Origin of the sequence: Terrabacter lapilli (assembly GCF_039531305.1) — a bacterium.
GTDB classification, from domain to species: domain Bacteria; phylum Actinomycetota; class Actinomycetes; order Actinomycetales; family Dermatophilaceae; genus Terrabacter; species Terrabacter lapilli.
The window spans coordinates 409,563-427,257 of sequence record NZ_BAAAPU010000009.1; the positions used below are offsets into that span (position 1 = coordinate 409,563).

Annotated in this window: 17 protein-coding genes and 1 pseudogene; 10 read left to right on the forward strand and 8 right to left on the reverse strand. The window is 71.5% G+C overall.

Features of this window, described 5'->3' with window-relative positions:
* Positions 1 to 41 precede the first annotated feature (41 nt).
* Together ABD241_RS16785 and ABD241_RS16790 are read right to left on the reverse strand one after the other, a co-directional pair.
* Complete coding sequence (locus ABD241_RS16785; RefSeq protein ID WP_344065222.1) at positions 42 to 1,241, reverse strand: adenylate/guanylate cyclase domain-containing protein; 1,200 nt, start codon at positions 1,239 to 1,241, stop codon at positions 42 to 44.
* 7 nt (positions 1,242 to 1,248) lie between these two features.
* Entirely contained in the window at positions 1,249 to 2,145 is an 897-nt protein-coding gene (locus ABD241_RS16790; RefSeq protein WP_344065225.1) for a biotin--[acetyl-CoA-carboxylase] ligase, read from the reverse strand.
* Between the two features lie 24 nt (positions 2,146 to 2,169).
* On the opposite strand from ABD241_RS16790, the gene ABD241_RS16795 reads away from it, so the two are divergent.
* The 5 genes from ABD241_RS16795 to ABD241_RS16815 all read left to right on the forward strand — a co-directional run bounded on the left by ABD241_RS16795 (position 2,170) and on the right by ABD241_RS16815 (position 8,584).
* Positions 2,170 to 3,834, forward strand: a complete 1,665-nt coding sequence (locus ABD241_RS16795; protein WP_344065228.1) for an acyl-CoA carboxylase subunit beta — start codon at positions 2,170 to 2,172, stop codon at positions 3,832 to 3,834.
* A complete protein-coding gene (locus ABD241_RS16800) occupies positions 3,831 to 4,064 on the forward strand; it encodes an acyl-CoA carboxylase subunit epsilon (protein ID WP_344065231.1) in 234 nt (77 codons plus the stop codon). The genes ABD241_RS16795 and ABD241_RS16800 overlap by 4 nt, the downstream gene beginning before the upstream one ends.
* A gap of 69 nt (positions 4,065 to 4,133) precedes the next feature.
* Positions 4,134 to 5,984: a protein kinase domain-containing protein gene (locus ABD241_RS16805; protein WP_344065234.1), complete on the forward strand. Its 1,851-nt coding sequence runs from the start codon at positions 4,134 to 4,136 to the stop codon at positions 5,982 to 5,984.
* A gap of 60 nt (positions 5,985 to 6,044) precedes the next feature.
* A complete protein-coding gene (locus tag ABD241_RS16810) occupies positions 6,045 to 7,739 on the forward strand; it encodes a DUF885 domain-containing protein (protein WP_344065238.1) in 1,695 nt (564 codons plus the stop codon).
* A gap of 137 nt (positions 7,740 to 7,876) precedes the next feature.
* Positions 7,877 to 8,584, forward strand: a complete 708-nt coding sequence (locus ABD241_RS16815; protein ID WP_344065241.1) for a Maf family protein — start codon at positions 7,877 to 7,879, stop codon at positions 8,582 to 8,584.
* Here the strand turns inward: ABD241_RS16815 and ABD241_RS16820 are convergent.
* Genes ABD241_RS16820 through ABD241_RS16830 form a run of 3 tightly spaced genes read right to left on the reverse strand, consistent with a single transcriptional unit; the run spans position 8,575 to position 12,582 of the window.
* The gene (locus ABD241_RS16820) at positions 8,575 to 9,882 is read right to left on the reverse strand and encodes a hypothetical protein (RefSeq protein WP_344065243.1); all 1,308 of its coding nucleotides are present in this window, start codon (positions 9,880 to 9,882) and stop codon (positions 8,575 to 8,577) included. The genes ABD241_RS16815 and ABD241_RS16820 overlap by 10 nt on opposite strands.
* A complete protein-coding gene (locus ABD241_RS16825; RefSeq protein ID WP_344065247.1) occupies positions 9,836 to 11,407 on the reverse strand; it encodes an acyl-CoA carboxylase subunit beta in 1,572 nt (523 codons plus the stop codon). The genes ABD241_RS16820 and ABD241_RS16825 overlap by 47 nt, the downstream gene beginning before the upstream one ends.
* On the reverse strand, positions 11,404 to 12,582 hold the full coding sequence (locus tag ABD241_RS16830) for an acyl-CoA dehydrogenase family protein (protein WP_344065250.1): 1,179 nt from the start codon (positions 12,580 to 12,582) through the stop codon (positions 11,404 to 11,406). Before ABD241_RS16830 ends, ABD241_RS16825 begins: the two co-directional genes overlap by 4 nt.
* Positions 12,583 to 12,641: 59 nt before the next feature.
* On the opposite strand from ABD241_RS16830, the gene ABD241_RS16835 reads away from it, so the two are divergent.
* From ABD241_RS16835 to ABD241_RS16850, 5 genes and pseudogenes are all read left to right on the forward strand, one after another.
* Positions 12,642 to 13,031: a MerR family transcriptional regulator gene (locus tag ABD241_RS16835; RefSeq protein ID WP_142185848.1), complete on the forward strand. Its 390-nt coding sequence runs from the start codon at positions 12,642 to 12,644 to the stop codon at positions 13,029 to 13,031.
* A 32-nt stretch (positions 13,032 to 13,063) separates the two neighbouring features.
* Positions 13,064 to 13,942, forward strand: a complete 879-nt coding sequence (locus ABD241_RS16840; protein WP_344065255.1) for a sulfurtransferase — start codon at positions 13,064 to 13,066, stop codon at positions 13,940 to 13,942.
* A 25-nt stretch (positions 13,943 to 13,967) separates the two neighbouring features.
* Positions 13,968 to 14,423: a SufE family protein gene (locus ABD241_RS16845; protein WP_344065258.1), complete on the forward strand. Its 456-nt coding sequence runs from the start codon at positions 13,968 to 13,970 to the stop codon at positions 14,421 to 14,423.
* Positions 14,424 to 14,682: 259 nt separating this feature from the next.
* Positions 14,683 to 14,868, forward strand: a pseudogene (locus ABD241_RS20695) (helix-turn-helix domain-containing protein); the annotation flags it as partial.
* Positions 14,869 to 14,931: 63 nt separating this feature from the next.
* Positions 14,932 to 15,360: a hypothetical protein gene (locus tag ABD241_RS16850; RefSeq protein ID WP_344065260.1), complete on the forward strand. Its 429-nt coding sequence runs from the start codon at positions 14,932 to 14,934 to the stop codon at positions 15,358 to 15,360.
* A 32-nt stretch (positions 15,361 to 15,392) separates the two neighbouring features.
* Here the strand turns inward: ABD241_RS16850 and kynA are convergent, their stop codons facing one another.
* The 3 genes from kynA to ABD241_RS16865 are packed head-to-tail and all read right to left on the reverse strand — an operon-like array spanning position 15,393 to position 17,694.
* Entirely contained in the window at positions 15,393 to 16,268 is an 876-nt protein-coding gene (kynA, locus tag ABD241_RS16855; RefSeq protein ID WP_142185838.1) for a tryptophan 2,3-dioxygenase, read from the reverse strand.
* Between the two features lie 22 nt (positions 16,269 to 16,290).
* A complete protein-coding gene (locus ABD241_RS16860) occupies positions 16,291 to 16,812 on the reverse strand; it encodes a DUF3806 domain-containing protein (RefSeq protein WP_344065264.1) in 522 nt (173 codons plus the stop codon).
* 39 nt (positions 16,813 to 16,851) lie between these two features.
* Positions 16,852 to 17,694, reverse strand: a complete 843-nt coding sequence (locus tag ABD241_RS16865) for an aldo/keto reductase (protein ID WP_344065267.1) — start codon at positions 17,692 to 17,694, stop codon at positions 16,852 to 16,854.
* Between the last annotated feature and the right edge of the window lies 1 nt (position 17,695).

The window sequence follows — 17,695 nt, forward strand, 5'->3', positions numbered from 1 at the left end:
GGGGGGTCAGGGGGGTCAGGGGGGTCAGGGGGGTCAGGGGGTCAGGGGTGGCTGTGCGGCTCGGGGTCGGAGCCCCGGGTGCGGATGGAGCCGGTGGTGGCCTCGGGCGTCGTGGGCGACGTGGACCTCCGCGCCGGCGAGGTCGCGCGCCGCAGCAGCGACGGCGTGACCGGGCCGACGCCGCGCAGGATGCGCCGCCGCTGGCCGGTCAGCTCGAAGCCCGAGAGGCTGGCGAGCTCGCGGGCCATCGTGGCATCGACGAGCACGGTGCCCGCCTGCGCGACGGCGGTCAGCCGCGAGGCCCGGTTGACCGTGGTGCCGAAGACGTCACCGAGGCGGGAGATGATCGGGCCGCGGGCCATGCCGCAGCGCACGTCGGGCAGCACGTCGTCCTGCGCCATCGCCTCGACGAGGTCGAGGGCGATGGCAGCGGCCGGAGCGGCGCCCATCGTCGTGAAGAGCACCTCGTCGCCCACCGTCTTGATGAGGCGACCGCCGTGGGCGGTGATGACGTCGGCCGACAGGGCCTCGAAGCGGGAGACGAGCCGGGCGAGGTCCCGCTCGGACATGCGGCGCACGAGCGCGGTGAAGTTCACGAGGTCGGCGAACCCGACGGAGCGCATCTTCGTCATGCCGTAGGACTCGGGGTCTGCGTCGGCGAGCATGCGCGAGACCGTCGCCGAGAGGTGGCGGCGCCACGCGTAGACGAGGAGCGGCTCGAGGCGGTCGGTCAGTGCCGAGAGGCGCCTGGCCGTCTCGGTCGCGGTCTCGATGCTCGGCACCGAGCGAGTCTCGCCCTCCGCGGCCTCGCCCTCCTCGCCGAGGGCAGCCGTCATGTGCGCCTCGACGGCCTCGGCGATCAGCTGCGACTGCCAGCCGGCCAGCCGGTCGGCAGAGCGCGCGAAGGCGCGGGTCATGGCCAGGGCCGTCGGCTCGTCGAGCAGGCCCTCGCGCACGATGTCGGCAACCGCGGTGAGGGCGTTCTGGTCGGCCTCGGTGAACAGCTCGTCGTCGGTGTCGACCACGGGGAAGCCGAGCGCGTGCCAGAACTTGCGCGCCGACAGCAGGGACACCTCGGCGCCGCGGCTCACGTCGCGACGGCGCAGCTCGAGCGGACGACCGAGCAGCTGCTCGGTGTAGTCGTCGCTCGGTCGCCGCGTGGGCCCGCTGGTGGGCCCTGTGGTGGGCCCTGTGGTGGGCCCCGGGGTGTGCTCTGGGCCAGGGGTGCCCGGCTCGGTCATGCCCCGATCATGCCAGCCCTCCGGCGGCCCGCCGGACGTGGACGACGTCCCCCGCCGCGAAGGTGCGCCGGCCGTGCGGAGTGCCCACGACGAGCCCCCCGTCGCCGTCGACGTCGAGGGCCGTGCCCTCGACCGCCTGCCCCGTGGGCAGGTGCACGCGCACCTCCAGGCCCAGCGTGGAGCAGGAGTCGCGGTATGCCGTCCGCACCGCAGCCACCTCCCGCTCCGTCGGGCGCCCGGACCCCACCGAGACACCGGCACCCGGCAGCACCGCGACGAGGTGGTCGAGGTAGGCCAGCAGCACGTCCTCGCGGCGCACCACCGCACCGGCGAGCGCGAGGGACGTCGCCGTCTCGACCGGGAGCTCCTCACGCGCCTGCTCGACGTTGACGCCGGTTCCCACGACGACGGCCTGTCCGGCAGGGTGGGTGACGAGCTCGCAGAGGATCCCGCTGACCTTGCGGTCGCCGTCGTCCGCGAGGAGCACGTCGTTGGGCCACTTGAGCCGTGGGGTGAGCGGGTGCCCGGCCGACTCGGCCACCTCGCGCACTGCCTCGGCCAGGGCCAGGCCCGCGAGCAGAGGCATCCACCCGGCCTGCGAGGCGTCGACCACCGGCACCGCCACGCTGACGGCCAGGGAGGCCCGGTCCGGCACGGTCCAGGCCCGGCCCAGACGGCCGCGCCCGCCGGTCTGGTGGTCGGTGAGGACGACCCACCAGAGGCCGGGGGGCTCGTCGGCCCGCCCGGCGGCATACGTCCTCGGAGAGGCGGAGGGCGTCGTGAGCACCTCGCGCAGCCGCGTGTTCGTCGAGCCGAGGGCGGGATGGAACTCGACCTCGCGCCACGGCCGCCCGGACGTGACCAAGGCCGCACTGACACTGTCCGAGTCGAGCGGGTTGCGCACCCGCACAAGGCTAGAGTGCCGAGCATGGCAACCGATCACGCCGTGGCAGAGCAGCCTCCCATCGCCCCGGAGCAGAGCAGGACGCCGGACCCGGCCGCCGCACCGGGCCCCGACCTCAGCACCACCGCCGGCAAGCTCGCGGACCTCAAGCGCCGCGTCGCGGAGGTGGCGAACGCCGGGTCGGAGCGGGCCGTCGAGAAGCAGCACGCGCGCGGCAAGAAGACGGCCCGCGAGCGCATCGAGATGCTCCTCGACGAGGGCACGTTCATCGAGATGGACAAGTACGCCCGGCACCGGTCCAACAACTTCGGCCAGGAGAAGAAACGCCCGTACGGCGACGGCGTCGTCACCGGCTACGGCACGGTCGACGGCCGCCAGGTGGCCGTCTTCGCCCAGGACTTCACCGTCTTCGGCGGCTCGCTCGGCGAGGTGTTCGGCGAGAAGATCGTCAAGGTCATGGACTTCGCCATGAAGATCGGCTGCCCCGTCATCGGCCTCAACGACTCGGGTGGGGCACGCATCCAGGAGGGTGTCGTCTCCCTCGGCCTCTACGGCGACATCTTCTTCCGCAACGTGCGCGCCTCGGGGGTCATCCCGCAGATCTCCCTCGTCATGGGCCCGTGCGCGGGCGGGGCGGTCTACTCCCCCGCCATCACCGACTTCACCGTCATGGTCGACCAGACCTCGCACATGTTCATCACCGGGCCCGACGTCATCAAGACCGTCACCGGCGAGGACGTCGGCTTCGAGGAGCTCGGCGGCGCACAGACCCACAACAGCAAGTCCGGCGTCGCCCACTACATGGGCACCGACGAGCAGGACGCCATCGACTACGTCAAGGCGCTGCTGTCCTACCTGCCGAGCAACAACATGGAGACGCCCCCGGCCTACGGTGCGGGCGAGGCCGACCTCACCGTCACCGACGACGACCTCTGGCTGGACACCTGCATCCCCGACTCGCCCAACGTGCCCTACGACATGAAGCAGGTCATCGAGCACGTCGTCGACGACGGTGACTTCCTCGAGGTGCAGCCGCTCTTCGCGCCGAACATCGTCACGGGCTTCGCACGCATCGACGGCATGTCGGTCGGCGTCGTCGCCAACCAGCCGCTGCAGTTCGCCGGCTGCCTCGACATCGACGCCTCGGAGAAGGCGGCCCGCTTCGTGCGCACGTGCGACTGCTTCAACGTGCCGGTGCTGACCTTCGTCGACGTCCCGGGCTTCCTGCCGGGCACGAGCCAGGAGTGGGACGGCATCATCCGCCGCGGTGCCAAGCTCATCTACGCGTACGCCGAGGCGACCGTCCCCAAGATCACCGTGATCACCCGCAAGGCCTACGGCGGCGCCTACGACGTCATGGGCAGCAAGCACCTCGGTGCCGACATCAACCTCTCGTGGCCCACCGGCCAGATCGCGGTCATGGGAGCCCAGGGCGCCGTCAACATCCTCTACCGCAAGGAGCTCGCGGCGACGGCCGCCGCGGGCGGTGACGTCGAGGCCCAGCGCCAGGAGCTGATCACCCACTACGAGGAGACCCTGGCCAACCCCTACATCGCGGCGGAGCGCGGCTACATCGACACCGTCATCAGCCCGTCCAACACGCGGATGAACGTCACCCGGGCCCTGCGGGCGCTGCAGAACAAGCGCGAGACGCTGCCGCCCAAGAAGCACGGGAACATCCCGCTGTGAGCACCGACGCGACGCCGGCCGGGGACGCCATCCCGGCCGCGGCCGCCATCCGGGTGTCCGGCAGCCCCACGCCGGAGGAGCTCGCCGCGCTCGTCGTGGTGCTCTCGGCCCTCGGTGACGAGGAGGCCCCAGCGGAGCACGCCCGGTCGGCCTGGTCGGACCCGTCCTGGCGACTGGTCGGCCCGTCGGCGCGGCACGGCGGCTGGAGGAGCACCGGCCTGCCGCGGTGACCCTGGCCACGTCGCCAGGGCGCCGCTCGGCTGGCCCAGCCGCAGGTCGCTCCCTTAGTCTCGTTACCCATGTCCGTCGACTCCTCCCCCTCCGTCCGCCTCGCCCAGCGCTACCTGCTGCTCGAGCGCATCGCCGTCGGGGGCATGGGTGAGGTGCACCTCGCGACGGACGAACGGCTCGGTCGCCGCGTCGCCGTCAAGGTCCTCGCGCCCGTGTATGCGGACTCCCCCGACTTCGTCGAGCGCTTCCGCCGTGAGGCCCTGACGGCAGCCGCGCTCTCGCACCCGAATATCGCCCAGGTCTACGACTACGGCGTCGACGGCTCCTCCCACTTCATCGTCATGGAGCACGTCGAGGGCTCCGACCTCGCCCGGCTGCTGCGCGAGCGCGGACGGCTGACCCCCGCCGACGCCGTTCGCGTCGCCGAGCAGGTCTGCGCAGCGCTCGCGGCCGCCCACCGCGCCGGCGTCGTCCACCGCGACATCAAGCCGGGCAACGTCATGGTGCGTCCCGACGGCACCGTCAAGGTCACCGACTTCGGGATCGCCCAGGCCCTCGGCCAGGCCTCGCTCACCGAGACCGGCACCGTCATGGGGACCGCGGCCTACGTGTCCCCGGAGCAGGCCCGGGGCCAGGCCTCCACCCCGGCGAGCGACCTGTACTCGCTCGGCATCCTGCTCTTCCAGATGCTGACGGGCGCGGTCCCCTTCGAGGGCCCGACCCCGGTCGCCATCGCGATGCGCCACCTCGACGAGCCGGTGCCGCTGCCCAGCTCGCGGGTGGCCGACCTGCCGGCCAACCTCGACGAGGTCGTGACCCGCGCGACCGCCAAGTCGCCCGCCGACCGCTACCCCGACGCCGACGCCATGGCCGCCGCCCTGCGCGGCCGCGAGCGCCTCGCCGAGGAAGCGACCCGGGCCCTTCCCCTGGCCGAGGCCACACAGCTGCTCGATCCGGCCGAGGACGACCACGCTGCTGCCACGGGCAGAGCAGGCGCCGCTGCGGCGGGCGCGGCAGGCGCGGCAGGCGGTGGCACCGCAGTGATGCCGGCCGTCGGCGCCCTCGGCGCCGGCAGCGCCGCTGGTGCGGGAGCCGTCGCCGGCGCCCGCGGCGCCTCGTCCGGTCCTCTCCCGCCGTCAGCGCCGTCCGGGCGCCCGGCCACCTCACCCACTGGGCCGGACTCGTCGCGCTCGGCCGGGCGGCCCCGTCGACGCCGCGGACCCAGCCCGCTGGTCTGGGGTCTGGGCGCCCTCGTGGTGGTGCTCGTCGCCGCGCTGGTCTTCGCGCTGCTGAGGCAGCCGGGCACCGCGACGACGCCCACCGCGGGCGCCCGACCGTCCCCCACCGCGTCAGCGCCCACGTCGTCCGCGCCACCCACGACCGCCGCGCCCTCCGACGGCAGCACCGTCCCCGCCGACCTCGTCGGGCAGTCGAGGTCCGTCGCGGTGTCCGAGCTCATCTCCCGCGGCGTCAACGTCCGGTGGGTGCTCGTGCGCTCCTCCCAGCCGAACGACGCGGTCCTGGCCAGCTACCCCGCCCCCGGGCAGCCGGTGGCGAAGGGGGAGACGGTCGCCCTGGTCGTGAGCCGGGCCAACCCGCCCGACCGGGTCAACTCCTCCTTCCTCGTCCCCGACGGCCTCGTGGGCGCGAACGCCGACGCGGCCATGTCACGCATCGACGCCACGGACGTACGCGTCACGCGGGTCACGATCCCCTCCCAGTCCCCCGATGGCCAGGTCATCGCCACGTGGCCCTCGGCGGGGCAGCCGACGACCGAGGGCGTCGTCGTCCTCGTCGTGTCCGGAGGGACGACGAACGGCGCCGCGAGCAGCACGAGCTCCACCACGAGCAACCCGGCGGGCAGCGACACGAAGGGTGCCAAGAAGGGCGACAAGGGCGGCAAGAAGCAAGGCGGCTGAGGTTCCGGGGCACGCCCGAATGCACTGGCACGCGACCGGAGGCTCGACTACCTTCGCCGGGTGACGACCAACACCCAGACCCCGCGGCCGCAGACCGACGTCGACCGCATCGCGGAGGCGCACTTCGACGCCGCCGTCGCCCTGAGCCCCATCAACGCCACCTACCTCGGCGTGCCCGGCCGTGACGAGGAGCTCGACGACCTCTCCCCCGCCGGCAACGCCGCCCACTCCGAGCTGCGGCGCCGCACCCTCGCCGAGCTCGCGTCGGCGACTCCGGCCGACGACGTCGACAGGGTCACCGTCGCCGCGATGACAGAGCGCCTCCAGCTCGCCGAGGACCGGTATGCCGCGGGGCTCGAGGAGATGTCGCTCAACGTCCTCGCCTCGCCGCTGCAGGGCGTCCGCGACGTGTTCGACCTGATGCCCCAGGACACGGCCGAGCACTGGCGCACCTTCGCGGTCCGACTCGGCAAGATCCCGGCCGCCCTCGAGGGCTACAGGGAGTCGCTGCTCCTGGCGCGCGAGCGCGGCCAGGTCTCGCCGCGTCGCCAGGTCGTGGCCTGCGCCGAGCAGACGCGCGACCTGGTCGCCGACGACGGCTACTTCGCCAAGCTCGTCGCCGACGCCACCGTCGACGGCGCGCCGCTCGAGGGCGAGCTGCGGGACGCGCTGGCCACGGGCGCCAAGGCGGCCGCGACGGCATACGGCGACATGGCCGACTGGCTGGAGCGGGAGCTGCTCCCGCACGCCCCGGAGGCCGACGCGTGCGGCAGGGAGCGCTACGCGCTCGAGTCGCGGCACTTCCTCGGCGCCACCGTGGACCTCGAGGAGACGTATCGCTGGGGGCAGCAGGAGGTCGCGAGCCTGCACGCCCAGATGGCCGAGATCGCCGAGGGCCTCGAGGCCGGCGCGAGCGTGGCCCGTGGCGTCGAGCTCCTCGACGCGGACGAGAGGTACCACCTGCACGGCACCGATGCACTCCGCGCCTGGATGCAGGAGCGCGCCGACGAGGTGATCGCCGACCTCAAGGACGTCCACTTCGACATCCCGGGGCCGGTGCAGCGGATCGAGTGCATGATCGCGCCGACGCAGACCGGCGGGATCTACTACACCGGTCCCTCCGACGACTTCAGCCGTCCGGGCCGGATGTGGTGGTCGGTGCCCAAGGGCAACACCGAGTTCCGCACCTGGAACGAGCTGACGACCGTCTACCACGAGGGCGTGCCGGGCCACCACCTGCAGGTCGCCCAGACCGTCTACCGCTCGCAGCTGCTCAACCGGTGGCGCCGCCTCGAGTCCTGGGTCTCCGGGCACGGCGAGGGCTGGGCCCTCTACGCCGAGCGCCTCATGGCCGAGCTCGGCTACATAGACGACCCGGGCAACCGGATGGGCTGGCTCGCCGGGCAGTCCCTGCGGGCGGCGCGTGTCGTCATCGACATCGGCGTGCACTGCGGGTTCGACGCCCCCGAGGAGGTGGGCGGCGGCGCGTGGGACTACGACAAGGCCTGGACCTACCTCACCCGCTACGGCTTCATGGACGAGAAGATCCTGCGGTTCGAGCTCAACCGCTACCTCGGCTGGCCGGGGCAGGCGCCGAGCTACAAGATCGGCGAACGGCTCTGGCTGCAGCTGCGCGAGGAGGTCAAGCAGCGCGAGGGCGACTCGTTCGACCTCAAGGCCTTCCACCGCCGCGCGCTGGACATCGGCAGCGTCGGGCTGGACACGCTGCGTGCCGCGGTCCTGCATGAGCTCTGAGCGCGACGGACGTCCCGAGCACCACCTGACGCGACGCCCGGCGGCGCCGGTCCCACTGGGAGCGGCGCCGTCATCGCGTGGGCCCGCTGCCGCGGCGCGCCGCATGGCTCGCAGCTCCCGGCGCCTACGATGGCGTCATGCCGACGAGCCCTCTCCCCGTTGTGCCCGCCGTCCAGCTCGTCCTCGCCTCCGCCTCGCCCGCCCGCCTGGCCACGCTGCGCGCCGCGGGCATCGAGCCGGTCGTCGTGGTCAGCGACGTGGACGAGGACCTCGCCGTCGCGGAGGCCACCGAGCGCTACGGTCCCCTCGAGCCCGGCGACATCGCCCTGCTCCTCGCCCGGGCCAAGGCCGAGGACGTGGCCGCTCGGCTCGAGGACCGCATGGTCGTGCTCGGCTGCGACTCGGTCCTCGAGCTCGACGGTGAGGTGCACGGCAAGCCGGTCGGGGCCGCAGAGGCGGTTGCCCGTTGGCGCCGCATGCGGGGTCGCTCCGGGGTACTGCACACCGGTCACTGGCTGGTCGACGACCGGGGCCCGGGCGGTGCGACGCTGGGCGCCACCGCATCCACCACGGTGCACTTCGCTGATCTGTCCGACGACGAGATCCAGGCCTACGTCGCCACCGGCGAGCCGCTGACCGTCGCGGGCGCCTTCACCATCGACGGCCTCGGCGGCGCCTTCGTCACGGCGGTGGAGGGCGACCCCCACAACGTCGTGGGCCTGTCACTCCCCCTGCTGCGCGAGCTGCTCGCGGATGCGGGCATCGGCTGGTTCGACGTCGTGGGCAGCCTCGGCTCGCGCCCGGAGGCATCTCACTCGTCCCTGCGTCGGACCGGTCAGGGGTAGAGGTCGTCGGTCAGGTTCTCCACGACGAGGTAGTGCTCGGTCCACCACCACATCTGCCCGGCGCCGACCAGCACGATGAGCCCGAGCAGCCAGTAGCGGTAGCGCCGCCACCAGCGCAGCTTCAGGAACCACGCGATGATCAGGGTCATCGGGAACGCCAGCAGGGCGTAGCGCACCCGGCTCGGCGTCGTGCTCGTGACCAGGATGATGTACGCCGGGTAGGCGCCGGCCCAGCCCCAGATCTCGGGTCCCCACCGCCACGAGTTGCGGCTCAGCATGAACCACGTGAACGCGGCGACGCCGAGCACGCCCGCTACCTGGCCGACCACGCCCCAGTAGTTGTAGAGCAGGTTCCACCAGAGGTAGAGCTTGATCTTCGTCTCGATGTTCCACGCGAGCATCGTGTCGTTGTACGCGTTGGGCGTGTCGGTCGCGATTGTGACGACGGTGGGCCACAGCCACGTGAGCGCGCCGGCGTAGACGGCGAGCGCGCCGAGGCCGACGCGCAGCCGCACGGGGTGCTCGCCCTCGTCGTGCTGTCGCCAGCGGACGACCGCGTGGGCGATGATCACGGGGACCATCGCGATGACGACGTTGCGGCTCAGCGACAGCACGAGCAGCGCGAGGACGACCCACCAGTAACGACGCTCGCGCAGCAGCCACAGGATGGTGACCACGCCGAGCAGCGCCGTCGACTCGGTGTAGGAGGCCGAGAAGGCCGGGGACGCGATGAAGAAGCACGTCGCCACGACCGCGACGATGGCCTCCCAGCGTCCGACCGCCTGGTCGACGAGCTTGAAGAGCACGTGCATGGCGGCGAAGCCGATGGCTGTCGACAGCAGCGGAGCGACGAGGGCGAAGGGCAGGCCCGTGACCTTCATGATGAGGCCGGCCGTCATCGGGAACACCGGGAAGAAGGCCCACGGGTTCATGTCGATGCCGCCCCAGCCGGTGCGCGGCAGCACCGCCGGGTAGCCGTGCTCGGCGATAACGCGGTACCACTGGCCGTCCCACCCCGTCATGACCGTCAGGTAGCCGGGGTCGGCCGGCGAGGGGTAGAAGATGCGGATGTTGGGCATGCCGATCGGCAGCGCCATCTGGTAGCGCGACAGGTAGGTCGTCGAGGCCCAGACGAACAGCCGCGAGACGGCGAAGACGGCGAACGGGAACCACACCGGGAAGCGGCGCCAGAAGGGCTGCTTCGCCTCGAGCTCCCGGTCGGGGTTCTCGAGCCGGTGACCGCGCCCTTCCTCAGACGGGCGGGACGGCGCGTCGGCGCTCGCTGAAGTGGCGGTCACGCCGGGAAGCATAGGCCAGCCGCTTGGTCAGGTCCGAGCGGAGCTCGTCGGCCTCGATGACGGAGTCGAGCACCAGGTCCGCGGCGAGCCGCTCGATGTCGACGTCCTCCTCGTACTCGCGCCGCCGGTCCGCGACGAAGCGTGCGCGTTCGTCCGGGTCTGCGATCTCGGCGATCTTGTTGGCGTAGACGGCGTTGACCGCGGCCTCCGGGCCCATGACGGCGATCCGGGCGGTGGGCAGTGCGATGGTCGCGTCCGGGCCGAAGCCGGGACCGCCCATGGCGTAGAGGCCGGCACCGTAGGCCTTGCGCACGATGACGCAGAACTGCGGCACGGTCGCGGACGAGACGGCGCTCACCATCTTGGCGCCGTGCCGGATGATGCCGCCGCGCTCGACCTCGGAGCCGATCATGAAGCCGGGCACGTCGGCGAGGTAGACCAGCGGGATGTTGAAGGCGTCGCACAGCCAGATGAAGCGCGCGGCCTTGTCGGCGCTGTCGGTGAAGAGCACGCCGCCCTTGACCATCGAGTTGTTGGCGACGATGCCCACCGTCTGGCCCTCGAGACGACCGAAGCCGATGACGAGCTCGGCCGCCCACAGCGGCTTGAGCTCGAAGAAGGAGTCGTCGTCGACGAGGCCCTCGATGACGTCGTGGATGTCGAACGGCACGGACTCGCGCTCGGGGACGGTCTCACGGGTCAGCGGCACGGCCGGGGACTCGGCGGCATACGTCGGCGGGTGGTCGCGCCAGCTGCCGGGGACGTAGGAGAAGTACAGCTTGGCGAGCTCGATCGCCTCGGCGTCGTCGTGGGCGAGCAGGTCGCCGACGCCCGAGACGGTGCAGTGCATCCGCGCGCCGCCCATCTCCTCGAGCGAGACCTTCTCACCGACGACCATCTCGGCCATGCGGGGGCTCCCGAGGTACATGGAGGCGTTGCCCTCGACCATGATGATGAGGTCGCAGAAGCTGGGGATGTAGGCGCCGCCGGCCGCGCTCGGGCCGAACAGGCAGCAGATCTGCGGGACCTTGCCCGAGAGCGCCACCTGGTTGTGGAAGATGCGGCCCGCGCCACGCCGTCCGGGGAACATCTCCACCTGGTCGGTGATGCGCGCGCCCGCGGAGTCGACGAACCAGAAGACGGGCAGCTCCTCGCGCAGCGCCATCTCGGTGGCCCGGACGATCTTCTCGACGGTGCGGGAGCCCCAGGAGCCGGCCTTGACGGTCGGGTCGTTGGCGATGACGACGGCAGCCCGTCCGTCGACGGTGCCACGCCCGGTCACCACTCCGTCGGCCGGCAGCCCCGGCTGCAGCGCGTTGGCGTAGCGGCCGTCCTCGACGAAGGAGCCCTCGTCGAAGAGCAGGGCGATGCGGTCGCGGACGTAGATCTTGCCCTGGGCGTCGAGCTTGGCCTGGGCCTTCTCGGGCGCGCTCGCGGAGGCCGCGTGGGCGGCTGCCAGCCGGGTGCGGACGTCGGCGACACGGGGGTCGGCCAGCGGGTTCGAGTGGGTCGCGGACCCGGTCATGCCGGGAGCCCCAGTCCGCGGGCGATGAGCATGCGCTGCACCTCGGAGGTGCCCTCGCCGATCTCGAGGATCTTGGCGTCGCGGTAGAAGCGCGCCACGGGGTACTCCTCCATGAACCCGTTGCCGCCGAAGACCTGCGTGGCGATGCGGGTGGCGGTGACGGCCGCCTCGGTGGAGTAGAGCTTGGCGATGGCCGCTGCCTGCTTGACCTCCTTGACGGAGCGCTTGCCCGCGTGCAGCTCGTCCTTGAGCCAGGCGGCCTTGTAGGTGAGCAGGCGAGCGCCCTCGACCATGACGGCGAGGTCGGCGAGCTGGAAGGAGACGCCCTGGTTGACGCCGATGGGCCGACCGAACGCGGTCCGCGTCTTGGCGTAGTCGGTGGCGAGCTCGAGGCAGGCCTGGGCGCAGCCGACGGCGAGCGCGGAGATCGCGATGCGGCCGTCGTCGAGGGTCTTGAGGAACTGCTTGAAGCCCTCCCCCTCCTGGCCCAGCAGGTGGTCGGCCGGGACGCGGCAGTCCTCGAAGGTGAGGCCGTGGGTGTCGGAGACGTGCCAACCGAGCTTGTGGTAGGCGGGCTCGACGACGAAGCCGGGGGTGCCGGCCGGCACCATGATCGCCGAGATCTGCGCCGAGCCGTCCTCGTTGCTGCCGGTGCGGGCCGTCACGGTGACGACGGAGGTGATGTCGGTGCCGGAGTTGGTGATGAAGGCCTTCGCCCCGTTGACGACCCACTCCTCGCCGTCGCGGACGGCGCGGGTGCGGGTGGCGCCGGCGTCGGAGCCGGCCTCGGGCTCGGTGAGGCCGAACCCGGCGAGCGCGCGCCCGGACACGAGGTCGGGCAGGAAGCGCTGCTTCTGCTCGTCGGTGCCGTAGGTGAGGATCGGGTTGATGCCGAGACCCACGCCGGCGGAGAGCGTGATGCCGATCGACTGGTCGACGCGTCCGAGCTCCTCGATCGCGACGCACAGGCTGGTGAAGTCGCCACTGTCGCCGGCGCCGCCGTACTCCTCCGGGACGACGAGCCCGAAGAGCCCGAGGTCACCCATCTTGGGCACGAGGTCGGTCGGGAAGTACGCGGCGGCATCCCACTTGGCGATGTTGGGGGCGACCTCCTTCTCGGCGAAGTCGCGGACGACTCTGCGGAAGTCCTCGTGGTCCTGGCTGAGCTCGAACATCGGTGTTCTCCTCGTGGGATGGCTTGACGCTTACGTAAACGTAAAGCACGATCGGGAGCATGACAAGCGCTCCGACGTGGACCATCGCGCAGATCGCCGACGAGTTCGGGGTCACCCATCGCACGGTGCGCCACTACGAGGACCTCGGCCTCATCTCCCCCGAGCGTCGCGGCACCCAGCGCGTCTACCACCGGCGTGACCGGACCCGGCTGGCGCTGATCCTGCGCGGCAAGCGGCTGGGCTTCCCGCTCGAGGAGATCCGCACGATCATCGACCTCTTCGACGCCCCACGCGGTCGGCGCACGCAGCTCGAGTACGTCCTCGGCCAGATCGACGAGCGCCGCACCGACCTGGAGCAGCGGCTCCGCGACGTGCAGGACGCCATCGCCGAGCTCGGGGAGTTCGAGCGTCGCTGCCGGGAGGACCTGTCCCGCCTCGACCACGTGTGAGAGCGTCCGGCTCGCGTGACACGATGGTGCTCATGAGCGCTGAAGACACGAAGATCTCCGCGTACGCCCACCCCGAGCGGCTCGTCACGACCGAGTGGCTGGCCGACCAGGTCGCCGCCGGCAGGATCGGCGCCCCGGACGGCATCGCGCTGCTCGAGTCCGACGAGGACGTGCTGCTCTACGAGACCGGTCACATCCCGGGCGCGCTCAAGATCGACTGGCACGTCGACCTCAACGACCCGGTAAAGCGGGACTACGTCGACGGCGCGCGCTTCGCCGAGGTGATGGGCGCGCGCGGCATCAGCCGAGACACGACCGTGGTGATCTACGGCGACAAGAGCAACTGGTGGGCCGCGTATGCGCTCTGGGTCTTCAGCCTGTTCGGCCACGAGGACGTCCGCCTCCTCGACGGCGGCCGGGCGAAGTGGGTCGCCGAGGGCCGCGAGCTGACTCGCGAGGTCCCGCAGGCCAAGGCCGCCAGCTACCCCGTGGCCGAGCGGGACGACGCCCCCATCCGTGCCTTCAAGGACGACGTCCTGGCGCACCTGGGCAGGCCGCTGGTCGACGTCCGCTCCCCCGGCGAGTACTCGGGCGAGCTGCTCCACATGCCGGACTACCCGCAGGAGGGCGCCATGCGCGGCGGCCACATCCCTGGCGCCAAGTCGGTGCCGTGGGCGCGCGCCGCCAACGAGGACGGTTCGTTCAAGTCCCGCGACGAGCTCGAGGCGATCTACCTCCAGGAGCAGGGCCTGACGCCCTCCGACGACGTCGTCGCGTACTGCCGCATCGGCGAGCGCTCGTCCCACACCTGGTTCGTCCTGACCCACCTGCTGGGCTTCCAGTCGGTGCGCAACTACGACGGCTCGTGGACGGAGTGGGGCAACTCCGTACGCGTCCCGATCGAGAAGTGATCGAAGCGACCTCGAGGAGGTTCTCGTGACCGACACTCCCCTGCCGGCGTCGCTCGCCGAGATCGCCGAGGACTTCCGTTCGGCGACGAAGGACCTGAAGCTCCAGCTGCTGCTCGAGTTCAGCGACGAGCTGCCGCCCCTGCCCGAGCGGTATGCCGGCCGCCTCGACGAGCTCGAACGGGTCGACGAGTGCCAGTCGCCGCTCTTCCTGACCGTCGAGGTCGGCGACGGCACGTCGCTGGAGCAGCGGCCCGTCAGTCTCTTCTTCGACGCGCCTGCTGAGGCGCCGACGACGCGCGGGTTCGCCGGCATCCTCCACGAGGGGCTCGACGGCCTCTCCGCCGCCGAGGTCCTCGCTGTCCCGGACGACGCCCCGATGCGCTTCGGTCTGGCGGAGGCGGTCTCACCCCTCCGGATGCGCGGCATGGTCGCCATGCTCGCCCGGATCAAGCGCCAGGTCCGCGCCAAGACCGCCGCCTGACCTGGATCAGCCCACTCGCATGCGTCACTGACCCACTTTGCGGGTCACTGACGTAAGACCCGGCACGGAACCACCCAGGCGACGATCCCTGCGTCACTGACCCACTTTCCGGGTCACTGACGCGTAACCCCAGCACTAACCACCCCGCGGCCCACCCCTGCGTCACTGACCCACTTTCCGGGTCAGTGCCGTGGCGTCCTTCCGAGCACGAATGGCCCGGGGGCCGGCATTGTCGGCGGTCGCTGGAAGCCTCCGTGGCATGTCAACATCGCACGACGAACTGGACTGGTCGGACCCATCGCTGACCGGCCGCTTCATCGTGCGCGCCCGTCGGCTGGCGGACCTGAGCCAGCGGGACCTCGCGACAAGGGTCGGCACATCGCAGTCCGCGCTTGGGCGCATGGAGCAGGGGCGGTCACGCATCAGCATGGGGACCTTCACCGGAATCCTGCGGCAGGCGGGACTGCGGCTGGCCGTCGTTGACAGCGAGGGATGCGAGGTCCGTCCAGTGCCGACTGACACCGTTCGGGACAACCAGGGGCGCCGGTTCCCGGCGCATCTCGACGTGGCTCCTCCGGACGAGGTGCCCAAGGACCGTTGGACCCGTCCGCGCTACGACCGTCCGGAGGCACGTGGCTGGTACCACCTGCGCGACGCTCGCGACGAGGTAGCCGAGAGCTCACCGGTCCGGGAACGACCGGACGACCACCCCACAAACGCGGAGCTGCGCCGACGCCGTCGCCTCATGCGTGGACGCCAGCCGCGGGTGGACGTGCCGCCTCCCCCGGACATCGTGTGCGAGTGCCCGGACGCGTGCTTCGAGGAGCTGTGCGTCCCGGAGTGCCCCTGCCAGTGCGAGGCCCGTGTCGGGGTCGACCGCCTGCGCCACCATCTCCTCCAACGGTCGCCGCAACGCGACCACCCCGGCGAGCCCTGACCAGCCCTGACCAGCCCTGACCAAGCCTGTGGTCAGCCGCCGATGCGGGTGCGCACCTCGTAGAGCTCCGGGAAGAAGGTGAGGTCGAGCGCCCGTCGTAGGAAGTCCACACCGGTCGAGCCGCCCGTTCCGGTCTTCTGGCCGATCGTGCGCTGGACCACCTGCAGGTGCCGGAACCGCCACTGCTGAAAGTTGTCCTCGAGGTCGACGAGCTCCTCGCACGTCTCGTACACGCCCCAGTGCTCGTGCGGCTCGGCGTACACCCCGGCGAAGACGTCGACGAGGCCGTCATGGAGGCGGTAGGGCTGCGTCCAGTCACGGTCGAGCAGGGCGGCCGGGACGGCGTACCCCCGCCTGGAGAGGTAGGCGAGGAACTCGTCGTAGAGGCTCGGCTCGTGCAGGAGCTCGTCGAGCGCCTCCCGTGCCGCCTCGTCGTGCGAGAACACGGCCACCATGTCGGCGTTCTTGTTGCCGAGGAGGAACTCGACCTCCCGGTACTGCGCCGACTGGAAGCCCGAGCTCGTCGCCAGGAACGGCCGGATCTGGGCATACTCGCTCGGCGTCAGCGTCGCGAGCACCGACCACTGGTCGGTCAGGGTGTGCTGGATGTGCTTGACGCGGGCGAGGCGCTTGAGCGCCGGCGCCAGCTCGTCGTCCTTGAGAAGGCTTCTGGCAGAACGCAGCTCGTGGATCATCAGCTTCAGCCACAGCTCGGACGTCTGGTGCTGGATGATGAAGAGCAGCTCGTCGTGCTGCGGTGGCTCGCTCAGCGGCTGCTGGGCACTGAGCAGCGTGTCGAGCCGCAGGTAGTCGCCGTAGGACATCCTCCGCGTGAAGTCGCGCTGGATCCCCTCCTCGAGCTCGCGCTTGCTACGCCGGTCGAGCCCACCGGGGGCGGCACTGTCCATGTCGGCGATCCTAGGCGGCAGGTCAGTGGGCCTTGGGGCGGATGCGGACGAGGTGCGAGACGACGCCCGGGATCCAGCCCGTCTCCCCCCGCATCCACCGGGCGCCCACGAGGTTGTGCGGCACGACCACGGTGTCGGCACGTGCGGCCACGAGCCCGAGGTCGGTGCCGAAGACGTCGGTCACGACGGCCCACTCCCGAGCGCTGTGGCGCGCGAGGTACTCGCCGATCGCAACGGCGTACGTCTCGACGACGACCTCGGGGCCACGCCCGGCGCCGCCGTCCGCGGACCAGAGCCGATAGGCCTCGTCGTAGTGGTCACCGATGGAGTCGAGGTCGTCGACGTCGACCCCGTCGGCGCTCGCCTGCTCGAGCGCGCGGGCGATGCGCTCACGCTCGTGCTCACCCAGCGGCTCGGCCACGGGACGTCCCGTGACGTCGGCGGCGAGCCCGTCGCCCGCCTCGGAGTCGCCCGGCTCGACGACCGGTTCCGGCTCCGAGGAGCCCGCGGCCTCGCCCCGACCCTTGCGCGAGAACAGTCCCATGGCCGCCAATCTAGTGGCTGGCCGCCGAACCCTGCGGGGTCAGCCGAAGGTGTCGGGGTCGGGACCGGTCCGAGTGCCGCGGTCGAGTCCGGCGAGCGCCTGCAGGTCCTCGTCACCGAGTGAGAAACCGAAGATCCCGAAGTTCTCGGCGATGCGGGCGGGCGTCACCGACCGGGTGAGGACGACGTTGCCCAGCTCGACGTGCCACCGCAGAACCAGCTGCGCGGGGGTGACGTCGTGCTTGCCGGCGAGCTCGACGACGACAGGGTCCTGGAGCAGCCCTGCGCGCACCGCCAGCGGGCTCCACGCCTCGGTGACGATCCCGTGCTCGGTGTGGAAGGCCCGCAGCTGCTCCTGCTGGAGGTAGGGGCTCAGCTCGACCTGGTTGACCGAGGGCAGGACGCCCGTCTCGTCGAGCAGGCGCTGCAGGTGCGGCACCTGGAAGTTGCAGACCCCGACAGAGCGCACGCGCCCCTCCCGCTGCAGCTCGAGCATCGCCTTCCACGCCTCGACGTAGGAGTCCTGCGCGGGGGCAGGCCAGTGGATCAGGTAGAGGTCGAGCACATCGATGCCGAGACGCTTCATCGAGGCGTCGAAGGCAGCTGGCACGTTCTCGTGGTCGTCGTTCCAGACCTTGGTGGTCACGAAGACCTCGTCGCGGTCCACGTCGTCGCGAGCGAGGACGCGCCCGACTCCCTCCTCGTTGCCGTAGATCCGGGCCGTGTCGACGTGGCGGTAGCCGACCTCGAGGGCCTGGCCCACCGCGGCGTCGACCTGCTCGTCCGGGACCTCCCACACGCCGAAGCCGATCTGCGGGATCGCGAGGCCGGGCGTGGACGCGTGGCCGAGGTCGATGACAGGAGCTGCTTCGTGAGTCGTCATG